The organism is Dyella silvatica (assembly GCF_026283955.1).
In the GTDB taxonomy this organism is placed as follows: domain Bacteria; phylum Pseudomonadota; class Gammaproteobacteria; order Xanthomonadales; family Rhodanobacteraceae; genus Dyella_C; species Dyella_C silvatica.
In genome coordinates this window covers 23448-33921 of record NZ_JAPDPE010000051.1, presented here as the reverse complement: position 1 = coordinate 33921, position 10474 = coordinate 23448, and the positions used below count along the sequence as shown (strand labels likewise).

Genomic DNA, 10474 nt, shown 5'->3' with positions numbered 1-10474 from the left:
GGCATCCTCATGCGATCACAAGTTCTGATAATTCGGCCCCGAACCGCCTTCCGGGGTTACCCAGTTGATGATCTGATAGGGGTCTTTGATATCGCAGGTTTTGCAGTGGACGCAGTTGGCGGCGTTGATCTGCAGGCGTTTGCCCTTGCCGTTATCCGCCGTGGGGTCGTCGACGATTTCGTAGACGTTGGCAGGGCAGAAGCGGGTGCAGGGGTTGCCGTACTCCTCGGCGCATTGGGTCACGCAGATCGAGGTGTCGGCGACATGCAAATGAATCGGCTGATCTTCGTCGTGTTCGGTGGCGGCGAAGTAGACACCAGCCAGACGGTCGCGCGGAGCGAGCTCACGCTGCACGTAGTCTCGCTTGGGCTCCTCGCATTCGCCAAGCTTGTGCAGTGACGACCAATCGGCCTTGTTCTTTAGCGTCCATGGCGAGGCACCGTTGGTGACGGTTTCCCAGGCGGCATTGAGCATGCCGAACCACAAACCCTTTTTGAAGGCTGGCTTGATGTTGCGCACTTTCTTAAGCTCCGACATCACATCGGAGCCGCGCAGCTTGGCATCGAAGCCGGCCGGGTCGAGGCTTGTCGCGACAAGGTGCTCGGCGGCCAGCATGCCGCTCTTGATCGCTTGATGGGTACCCTTGATCTTGGGAACGTTGAGCAGGCCGGCGGTATCGCCGATCAATAGCGCGCCAGGCATGTCCAGCTTGGGTAGCGATTGATAGCCGCCGGTGACGATGGCGCGTGCGCCGGCTGACAGGACGGTGCCGCCCTCAAGCAGCGATTTGACCATGGGGTGGTTTTTCCACTGCTGGAAGGCCTCCCATGGCTGATAGTTGGGGTCGCTATAGTCGAGTCCGCTGACATAGCCCAGTGCGATGCGATCTTTATCCAGGTGATAGAGAAAGCTGCCACCGTAAGTGTGGTTGTCGGCGGGCCAGCCAAAGCTGTGCACGATCTTGCCCGGTGTTGCCCGACCGGCGGGTACCTGCCATAACTCTTTGATACCGATCGAGTAGCCCTGCGGGTCACTGTTTTTATCCAGCTCGAAGTGCTTGATGAGCTGCTTGCTCAAATGGCCGCGCGCGCCTTCGGCCAGCACGGTGACCTTGGCCTTGATGTCGATGCCCTGGGTGTAACCAGGCTTATGCGTACCGTCTTTGGCCACGCCCATATCGCCGATGCGTACGCCGGCGACGGAGCCGTCTTCATTGAAGATGCTTTCCGACGCGGCAAAGCCGGGAAATACGTCTACGCCCAACGCCTCGGCCTGGGGCGCCAGCCAGGCACACATGGCGCCCAGTGAAACGATGAAATTACCGTGATTATGCATGCCGGGCGGCACCGGCAATTTGCGCGCGCCGGTTTTACTGAGCAACCAGAACTCATCTTCGCCAGCGGGGATGCAAATGGGCGGCGGGTTGTCGCGCCAGCCCGGCAGCAGGGCGTCTAGCGGCCGTGGCTCAATCACCGCGCCCGAGAGAATCTGGGCGCCGATGGTCGAGGCTTTCTCGATCACACACACGCTGGTATCGGGTTTGAGCTGTTTGAGGCGGATCGCGAACGACAGGCCAGCAGGGCCCGCGCCGACGACGATCACGTCATATTCCATCGTTTCGCGTTCGCTCATGGCGGGCATTATCTCGGCTGGCGGTGGCGGGGCGCATCGACCGCTTCATGGCGGCGGACATTCAGATCAGGCGGCCATTGTCCGGTTTCGCGGGCCATGCGGCAACGCGTGTTGCGTCACGGCTTGCAATCACTTCGCGCGAGACGGCGATAATCGTGCCGAGTCCGCAGGGAAGTCACTATGAATTTTACGCCGCCGATTGCCGATATCGACCTTCGTCGCGCCACGTTGTGCCAGCTACTTCACTGGCTGGCGATGGGGCGAGTGCAGCCGCAACCCCTGGCTGAGGCCTATCAGAACGCAATTGAGCGTATCAATCCGCAACTTAATGCCTATGTTGGCCTGAGTCCGGCACTCATGCAGGAGCAGGCTGCCGCTGCCCAGCATCGGCGCCGTGATGGGGTCATTGGCCGGCTCGATGGTATTCCGCTGGCGCTGAAGGACAATTTCGATGTGGCTGGCTGGCCAACCCGTGCCGGTTTGCCCGGGCGTAAACAGCCAGCGTTGGAAGATGCGCATGTGGTATCGCGGCTGCGCGCCTCAGGCGCGGTGTTGATCGGTAAGACCCAAATGGATGAAGGGGCGTTGGGGGCGACGACCGATAACCCGCATTTTGGGCCGACCCATAACCCGTATCGGCATGGTTACTGCACTGGCGGCTCCTCGGGGGGCGCCGCGGCTGCGGTGGCGGCTGGGCTGGCCGTGGTTGCCGTGGGCTCCGACAGCCTGGGCTCGATCCGCATCCCAGCCAGCTACTGCGGCGTCTATGCGCTCAAGCCGACGCATGGCGAAATGTCCGCGCGCGGCATGACGCCAGCTGCGCGCCGGCTGGACGCCGTGGGGCTGCTGGCCCGAAGTGTGGATGACCTCACCGTTTTATTGCAGGTGCTGGCGGGCTATGACGCTGACGATGCGCGCTCGCGCCGCCGCCGCGTGGCGCTGTCGCCGCCGGATTGGGAGCCGGGCCATTTGCGCGCAGGGCTGCTGCCGGATCTGGCTGCCGTGGGGGTCGAACCTGACGTCATCGAAGTATTCGAGGCCGCGCTGGCCAAGCTGCCGCGGGAGTTGGGCGAGCGGCGCACGGTGGATTTCTCGGACTGGAACTTTGCCCGCACCCGCCGCGCCGGTTTGCTCTTGATGGAATCGGAAATGCTCAGCACGTTTGCCGAAGATCTGGCGGACACCGAGCACCCCGTCTCGGACCGCTTCCGTGAGATGCTGGCTTATGCCGCCGGCAAAAGTGCCGCCGACTACGCTGTGGCTGATCGCGTGCTGGATGCGGCAACATTGAAGATGCGTCGCCTATTTGCTCAAGTCGATGTACTGGTCATGCCGACTACCCCGCAAGGCGCTTTTCCGTTGGGTGTGCGTGCGCCTGATTCGCAGGCCGATCTCACCAGCTTTGCCAGTCTGGCCGGTTGCCCGGCGGTGACTATTCCCATGGGGACCTTGCGCAACGGGTTGCCGATCGGTTTGCAGTTGGTCGGGGCCCGTGGCTCAGACTTGCGCCTGTTGGAGTTGGCCGCAGTTTGCGCAGCCACTCTGGATGCTGAACCGACTTATCCGGTCATCGCTTAATCGTGGACGGTGACAGGTGAGCCTGTTTGGCGATGTGCAAGCTCAGCGGCTACAGAGCGTCCCCTTGCCCGGCGCCGAACTGCGCTTGGCGGCGCACTGGCTGAGTGAGGTCGAGGCAGACGACTTGCTGGATGAGCTTCGTGGGTCGATCCCGTGGGAGACCCATCGCATTCGCATTTTTGGCCGTGAGGTCGATTCGCCGCGGCTCAGTTGCTGGATCGGTGATCCCGACGCAAGTTATACCTATTCGCGGACGCGTTTCGAGCCACATCCCTGGACTACGCTGCTGGACTCGTTGCGAGTACGGGTCGAGGCTGCGTGTGAGGCACGCTTTAATAGTGTGTTGGCCAATCTCTATCGAGATGGTCGCGACTCCATGGGCTGGCATAGTGATGACGAGGCAGAACTGGGGGTGCGTCCGGTGATTGCTTCGTTAAGCCTGGGGGCTACGCGTGCTTTCCGCTTTCGTCCGCGCGTCGCCGTGGCGGCACGACGCGAAGTGCGTGCGCTGGAACTTCCCCATGGGAGCTTGCTTTGCATGAGTGGAGACACCCAAAAGCTTTACCAGCATGGCTTGCCGAAAGTGACTGCGGCGGTGGGGGCGCGGATCAATCTAACCTTCCGGTATATCCATTCATCGCGTTAGTTCTGCACATACTTATAAGAGTAGGGCCCGGCCCGGTCACAAACGGTGAGGAGTTACGGCTGCTGCCCGGCCCACGCTACCACTTGGCTGCTCAGCGTGTCGCAGGCTTTGCCGAAGGCGCTGACCACTTGAGGTACAGCGCGCCCGTTGACCGGTTCGCGAATTTCAAAACTGTGCGCCGCCACGATGCGTAGATTATTGGTGCGGACCAGACGCGCATCGTAGCGAATCACGATGACCGGCTGACCATCGCGATACTCTGATTGGAATGAGCGCAAATCGCCGGTGAGGGCGTAGTCGGCTTGCAGGTTGGCATTGTCGCTGCTCAGGGCGGCAATGCGACCATCGTCACGGAATGCATCCAGCAATCGGTTGCGCAGCAGGATCGGTGCGCGATCGCTCCAGCGGGCACCTTGATAAACGCTGATCACATCGCCCTCCGGCAGCACGGCACTGCGCGCGCTATCGATCATCTGCTCGGCTTGCGGTGTATCGATGCGTAGCGACCAGGTCAACGGTTTGGCCTGGGCTTGCGACAGGTGCGTGGTCGGCAGGCGGTAGATGCTTGGTGACTCGGCTTTGGGCAGTATCGAGCAGGCCGTCACAGAGACAAACAGGACGATGGCAACCACATAGCACAGTGCGCGGATGGCTGGTTTGATGGCGCGAACTCTCATGGTACGAACTCCTTGCTGCGGTCACGGCCGAGCAGGAATCCAGCCGGGTTATCGTCAAAACGGCGTGAAATATTGCGTAGCGAGCCGGCGGCATCATGTAATTCGCGTACAGCAGGGCCGATTTCGTTCAGTCCTTGCAGGCCGCCGTTGAGTGCGTCGTGATTGTCATTAAGTAAGTGATCAATGCTGGCCGTTGCCCGCTCCAGCGAGGCCATTGCATTCTTCGCGCTATCCAGTGTGCTGCGCGCCTGATTATTAATGAGTCCATTGGCGTTGTTGGCGAGTTGCTCGGTTTGCGCCAAGGTGGCATTCGCCTGTTTGCTGGCCTGGGCTAACTGCTGCAATAGTTGGCGCAGATCTTCGCGCTGCTCGGCGATGACTCCGGTGGCTTTGTCCAGATGATCGAGCGTGCGGTCGATCCGGCCGACGTTTTCGGGCGATAGCAGTTGACTGGCGCGGGCAACGACCTCATTGATATTGGTCATCAGATCCTCGCCGTTAGTGAGCAGGCGGGTAAGTGGAGATGGATCGGCGGTAATCACCGGGATGCCCCCGTCGGGTGCGGTAAGCGGTGCGCTGTCCGGGGAGCCGCCGCTGAGCTGGATAATGGCCATGCCGGTAACGCCGGTCAGGGCGAGCTTGGCGTGCGTGTCCTGGCGTACCGGGGTATCGCCGGCCAGGCGAATGCGGGCCAAGACTCGGCGAGGGTCTTTAGGATCGAGCTTGAGCTGAGTGACATCGCCCACCTTGATGCCGTTGTATTGCACGGTGCCGCCCTTTGAGAGACCGGTAACGGCTTCGTTAAAGACAATGTCGTAGTCGCTGAACTGGCGGTCGGCGCTGGATTTGGCCAGCCAAAGACCGAATAGCAAGGCGGCCAGCACCACGAGCACGGTGAACAGGCCGATGAGCACATAATGGGCACGTGTTTCCATGTCACTTCACCTCGGGCGGCATGCGGGCCGCTTGTTGCTTGAGTGTCTGAGGCTGACGAATCTGCTCATGAGCCTGTTCTGCGGCACGGCCGCGAGGGCCGTGAAAATAAGACTGAATCCACGGGTCGTCGGTTTGCGCGACGACATCAAGCCGATCCACCACGAGTACCTTTTTTTGCGACAGCACGGCGACCCGATCGCAGGCGGTATAAAGCGTGTCCAGATCGTGGGTAACCAGAAATACGGTAAGCCCCAGCGCATCGCGCAGGGTCAAGATCAGCTGATCGAAAGCCGCCGCGCTGATCGGATCAAGGCCGGCAGTGGGCTCATCGAGAAAAAGGATTTCCGGGTCCAGCGCCAAGGCACGGGCCAGCGCGGCGCGTTTAACCATGCCGCCCGAAAGTTCGGAGGGGTATTTATGTTCGGTGCCCGCTGGCAAGCCTGCCAATGCCAGCTTGACGCCCGCAAGGCGTTCGGCCGCGGCACGCTTGAGGCCGGCATGCTCAATCAGCGGCATCGCAATGTTTTCGGCCACGTTTTGCGAAGAAAACAAGGCGCCGTTCTGAAACAGCACGCCGAAGCGGCGTTCGATTTGCGAACGGCGCTCTTGCGGCAGGCTGAGCAAATCCTCACCAAACACATGCACACGCCCGGCGGTAGGGCGTTGTAAGCCGACGATGGTACGTAGCAAAACCGATTTGCCGGTGCCCGAGCCACCGACCACCCCGAGGATTTCGCCACGTCGCACGTCGAGATCCAGATGCTCGTGTACCGTCTGCGAACCAAAGCGATTGGTCAGGTCGCGTACCTGGATGACGGTTTCGGCTGGCTGGGCTGTCATGGTGTTCACCAGCCGATCTCCATAAAGAACAGGGCGGCGAGTGCGTCGATAAGAATCACCACAAAGATGGATTGCACCACGCTGGAGGTCGTATGTTCGCCAACCGACTGGGCGCTACCGCCGACCTTAAAACCCTCAAGACAGCCGATGACGGCAATCAAAAAGGCGAATACCGGTGCCTTGACCAGGCCCACCAGAAAATGACGCACCTCGATGTCGGATTTCAGCAGGGTCAGGAACATCGCCGGGGAGATATCCAGTACCAGCGCGCAGACCATCCCACCACCGACAATGCCGGCGATCATCGCAACGAAGGTCAGCATCGGCAGCGAGACCAACAAGGCTAGCACCCGCGGCAGCACCAGTAATTCAATCGGGTCCAGGCCCAGCGTGCGGATGGCGTCGATTTCCTCGTTTGCCTTCATCGAGCCAATTTGGGCGGTGAAGGCGCTGGCGGTGCGGCCGGCCATCAAAATCGCCGTGAGCAGCACCCCGAACTCACGCAGGAAGGAGAAGGCGACGAGATCCACGGTGTAGACCGTAGCGCCAAAGTCAGACAACACCGTAGAACCGAGAAAGGCCACCACGGCACCCACCATGAAGGTAAGCAGGGCGACGATAGGTACCGCATCCAGCCCGGTTTGCTCTACGTGTGAGACCAGCGAGGTGATTCGCCAGCGACGTGGACGTAACAGATTACGTGCCAGCGTTTCCAGCGTCAGGCCGATAAAGCCAAGCAACTGGAGCTGTTGCCGCCATACATGCGCAACCGTTCGCCCGATCCGCTCCAGCAGCACGGTCACGCTTGACGGTCGGGATGGCTTGGGCGGTTCGTGGTAGGCATCCATTGCTGTGCCTACGGTCTGCAGCAAGGCGCGTTGTGCTACGGGCAAGTCAGTTGCCTCACGAGCCAGCGCGCTCAATCGTTTGGCGCCAAGCAGGCACACTAATAAGGAGGCACCGGCGGTATCTAGCGCGCCGAGTCGGCTCAGGTCGATACTGACATCTGCGCCGAGTGAGGTGGCGAGTGGGGCGATGGCGTGTTCTAGCTCGGAGTAGTGCGCCAAGGTCCAATCGCCCGCAATACGCAAGCATGGCGGCTGAATGTGGGCATCAAGTTGTGCGCTTCCAGTCGCCATCGATGTGCTCATGAGGGGCATCTTAATGTACCGGCTGGTTTATATAGGTGTGAAGCGGGGACGTCCGCATGTGGGCCGGTTGAGGCGGGGCTGCTATGTATGGACCCTGCGAGTTTGCGACACTCTGACGAACTTGGGCTAAGCACCTCAAGCCTTACGAGCCCTTTGCTGCGAGGGGTAATGCTGTAGTGACCGCGATGGTGGCAGGAAACTTGTGAAGCGAGATATATCCCAACGATCCCCCTTGGATGCCCTTGAGGCGGAGAGCATCCATATTTTTCGCGAGACCATGGCATCTTTTCAGAAGCCGGTCATGCTGTATTCCATTGGCAAGGACTCCTCGGTTCTGCTGCACTTACTGCGCAAGGCCTTCTACCCAGCGCGTTTGCAGATGCCGTTGCTACATGTCGATACCACCTGGAAGTTTCGCGAAATGATTGCTTTTCGCGATCAAGTGGCCATGGCGGGCGATATGGAGCTGCTGGTGCATAGCAATGAAGACGGTGTGCGCCAGGGCATTTCCCCGCTGACCCACGGTTCTGCCATATATACCGACGTCATGAAGACGGCCGCCTTGAAACAGGCCCTGGATAAGTACGGTTTCGATGCCGCCATCGGCGGTGCTCGGCGCGATGAGGAAAAGTCTCGGGCAAAGGAGCGTGTGTTCTCGTTCCGCAATGCTCAACATCGCTGGGACCCCAAGAATCAGCGCCCCGAGCTATGGCACACCTACAACACGCAGATCCACAGGGGCGAAGGTGTGCGGGTCTTTCCGCTATCGAATTGGACTGAAATGGATATCTGGCGCTATATCCGGCGCGAGAACATCCCAGTGGTGCCGCTGTACTTTGCCAAGCCACGCCCGGTGGTGGAGCGCGATGGTGCGTTGATCATGGTCGACGATGATCGCTTCGTCTTGCGTGGGGATGAGGTGGTGCAGATGCGTGAGGTACGTTTCCGCACCCTGGGCTGCTATCCGCTGACTGCGGCGCTGGCGTCGAGCGCCGATACGATCGAAAAAATCATGGCTGAGATGACGGCATCCCCCAGCTCCGAGCGGCTGGGCCGGATGATCGATCACGATGCGGCCGCCTCGATGGAGCACAAGAAGCAGGAAGGCTATTTCTGATGGCGAGGACGGACACGACATCGGTCGCTCTGGCGGCTGACGACACGAATGACCTTTTACGTTTCATTACCTGCGGCAGCGTCGATGACGGCAAGAGCACCCTGCTAGGGCGGTTGTTGTTTGACGCCGGCATGGTGCCTGACGATCAACTGGCAGCACTGGCTCGCGACAGTCGGCGGCGGCATGCCGATGTGCCGGATTTGCTCGATTTCTCCCTGCTTACTGACGGGCTGGATGCGGAGCGGCAGCAAGGCATCACGATTGATGTGGCTTACCGCTATTTTCATACGGCACATCGCAATTTCATCGTGGCCGACTGCCCGGGGCATGAGCAGTACACCCGCAACATGGCTACTGGTGCTTCGAACGCTGAGCTCGCCCTGGTGCTGGTCGATGCGCGTAAAGGGCTATTGCCGCAAACGCGACGGCACACCTATATCTGCGCCTTGCTAGGTATCCGTCAGGTGGTGCTGGCGGTAAATAAGATGGATCTGGTCGGTTTTCGCGAGGATATCTACCAGGCCATCGCCACCGAGTACCGGGCACTGGCGAAAAGTTTAGGTATTGCCACCGTGCACGAGCTGCCGGTGGTGGCTTTGACCGGTGAGAATGTCGGCCGCCGCTCGGCATGCATGCCCTGGTACCAGGGGGCGTGCCTATTAGAAACCTTGGAATCCGTTGAAACGATGATGGCGGAGCCGACGGATTTTCGTATGCCGGTGCAATGGGTCAGCCGCCCTGATCCGTCGTTTCGCGGTTACGCGGGCACCCTTTGCGGTGGACGCGTGATGGTCGGCGACGAGATCGTCGTGCAGCCAGGCATGCAGCGGGCGCGGGTTGAGCGCATTGTGACTGCAGATGGCGACCTGGAGCAGGCGGTGGCAGGGCAGGCAGTCACGCTAACGCTGGACCGCGAGATCGATGTGAGCCGTGGCGATGTCATTGCCGACGTGGCATGTCCGGCGCCTGTGGCCGATCAATTTGCTGCCCATGTGCTGTGGATGGGCGAGGAGGCGCTGCTACCCAATCGCAGGTATTGGCTAAAGATCGGTACGTGCACGGTGACTGCGCGGGTGACATCGATCAAGCACAAGGTCGACGTGAATACCCAGGCTGAGCTTGCCGCACGGCGTCTTGATCTGAATGAGGTCGGTTACTGCAATATCGATCTGGATCATGCGGTCGCGTTCGAGGCCTATGCTACTAACCACACGCTGGGCGGGTTCATCCTGATCGATAGGCAAAGCCATGCCACGGTGGCCTGCGGCATGCTCGACTTTGCCCTGCGCCGTGCGGCCAATGTGCACTGGCAACACTTCGATCTGGATAAGGCGGCGCGTAGTCTCAGCAAGGGGCAGCGATCGCGCTGCCTGTGGTTCACGGGCTTATCCGGCGCGGGCAAGTCCACCATCGCCAATCTGGTGGAGCGCCGCTTACATGCGCTGGGTTATCACACCTATATGCTGGACGGTGACAATCTGCGTCACGGGCTCAACAAGGACCTCGGTTTTACCTCTGAGGCCCGGGTAGAGAATGTGCGCCGCGTGGCCGAGGTTGCTCATCTGATGGTCGATGCCGGTTTGATTGTGCTGGTCTGCGTGATCTCTCCTTTCCGTGACGAGCGCCGATTCGCCCGTGACTTGTTCACCGAAGATGAGTTTATTGAGGTGTTTGTCGATACTTCGCTGGAGGACTGTGAGCGGCGCGATCCCAAAGGGCTCTATAGGAAGGCCCGATCCGGTGCGATCCGCAATTTCACTGGCATCGACTCGCCTTATGAGATCCCCGAGCGGCCAGATCTGCATCTGCTGACCCATGGCACGCGTGCCGAGCAGCTTGCCGAGCAAGTGGTGGATCACCTGCTGGCTGGAGCCGGGTTGCAGCAAGACGGCTAAGC

At 60.4% G+C, this 10474-nt stretch carries 9 protein-coding genes; 4 read left to right on the top strand and 5 right to left on the bottom strand.

Annotation, left to right across the window (positions count from 1 at the left end; translation table 11 throughout):
* Positions 1-15 precede the first annotated feature (15 nt).
* Entirely contained in the window at positions 16-1632 is a 1617-nt protein-coding gene (locus OUZ52_RS11700) for an electron transfer flavoprotein-ubiquinone oxidoreductase (protein WP_266158573.1), read from the bottom strand.
* A 180-nt stretch (positions 1633-1812) separates the two neighbouring features.
* On the opposite strand from OUZ52_RS11700, the gene OUZ52_RS11695 reads away from it, so the two are divergent.
* Entirely contained in the window at positions 1813-3210 is a 1398-nt protein-coding gene (locus OUZ52_RS11695; protein ID WP_266158572.1) for an amidase, read from the top strand.
* A 16-nt stretch (positions 3211-3226) separates the two neighbouring features.
* Positions 3227-3856: an alpha-ketoglutarate-dependent dioxygenase AlkB family protein gene (locus OUZ52_RS11690; RefSeq protein ID WP_266158571.1), complete on the top strand. Its 630-nt coding sequence runs from the start codon at positions 3227-3229 to the stop codon at positions 3854-3856.
* A gap of 53 nt (positions 3857-3909) precedes the next feature.
* Here the strand turns inward: OUZ52_RS11690 and OUZ52_RS11685 are convergent, their stop codons facing one another.
* Genes OUZ52_RS11685 through OUZ52_RS11670 form a run of 4 tightly spaced genes read right to left on the bottom strand, consistent with a single transcriptional unit; the run spans position 3910 to position 7460 of the window.
* On the bottom strand, positions 3910-4533 hold the full coding sequence (locus OUZ52_RS11685; protein ID WP_266158570.1) for an ABC-type transport auxiliary lipoprotein family protein: 624 nt from the start codon (positions 4531-4533) through the stop codon (positions 3910-3912).
* Positions 4530-5468: an MlaD family protein gene (locus OUZ52_RS11680; RefSeq protein WP_266158569.1), complete on the bottom strand. Its 939-nt coding sequence runs from the start codon at positions 5466-5468 to the stop codon at positions 4530-4532. The genes OUZ52_RS11685 and OUZ52_RS11680 overlap by 4 nt, the downstream gene beginning before the upstream one ends.
* A gap of 1 nt (position 5469) precedes the next feature.
* Positions 5470-6309 carry an ABC transporter ATP-binding protein gene (locus OUZ52_RS11675; protein ID WP_266158578.1) on the bottom strand — a complete coding sequence of 280 codons (840 nt, stop codon included), beginning with the start codon at positions 6307-6309 and terminating at the stop codon, positions 5470-5472.
* A gap of 5 nt (positions 6310-6314) precedes the next feature.
* Positions 6315-7460, bottom strand: coding sequence for an ABC transporter permease (locus OUZ52_RS11670; RefSeq protein ID WP_266158567.1), 1146 nt, complete (start codon positions 7458-7460; stop codon positions 6315-6317).
* 214 nt (positions 7461-7674) lie between these two features.
* Here OUZ52_RS11670 and cysD point away from each other — a divergent pair, with 214 nt between their 5' ends.
* Together cysD and cysC are read left to right on the top strand one after the other, a co-directional pair.
* Entirely contained in the window at positions 7675-8577 is a 903-nt protein-coding gene (cysD, locus tag OUZ52_RS11665; protein ID WP_266158576.1) for a sulfate adenylyltransferase subunit CysD, read from the top strand.
* The gene (gene cysC / locus OUZ52_RS11660) at positions 8577-10472 is read left to right on the top strand and encodes an adenylyl-sulfate kinase (RefSeq protein WP_266158566.1); all 1896 of its coding nucleotides are present in this window, start codon (positions 8577-8579) and stop codon (positions 10470-10472) included. Before cysD ends, cysC begins: the two co-directional genes overlap by 1 nt.
* Positions 10473-10474: the final 2 nt, after the last annotated feature.

What these genes read in the sequence shown, in the direction of transcription:
- OUZ52_RS11685 (WP_266158570.1), bottom strand. Translation starts at nt 4,533, where the DNA reads ATGAGAGTTCGCGCCATCAAACCAGCCATCCGCGCACTGTGCTATGTG.
- OUZ52_RS11680 (WP_266158569.1), bottom strand. Translation starts at nt 5,468, where the DNA reads ATGGAAACACGTGCCCATTATGTGCTCATCGGCCTGTTCACCGTGCTC.
- OUZ52_RS11670 (WP_266158567.1), bottom strand. Translation starts at nt 7,460, where the DNA reads ATGAGCACATCGATGGCGACTGGAAGCGCACAACTTGATGCCCACATT.
- OUZ52_RS11700 (WP_266158573.1), bottom strand. Translation starts at nt 1,632, where the DNA reads ATGAGCGAACGCGAAACGATGGAATATGACGTGATCGTCGTCGGCGCG.
- cysC (WP_266158566.1), top strand. Translation starts at nt 8,577, where the DNA reads ATGGCGAGGACGGACACGACATCGGTCGCTCTGGCGGCTGACGACACG.
- OUZ52_RS11675 (WP_266158578.1), bottom strand. Translation starts at nt 6,309, where the DNA reads ATGACAGCCCAGCCAGCCGAAACCGTCATCCAGGTACGCGACCTGACC.
- OUZ52_RS11695 (WP_266158572.1), top strand. Translation starts at nt 1,813, where the DNA reads ATGAATTTTACGCCGCCGATTGCCGATATCGACCTTCGTCGCGCCACG.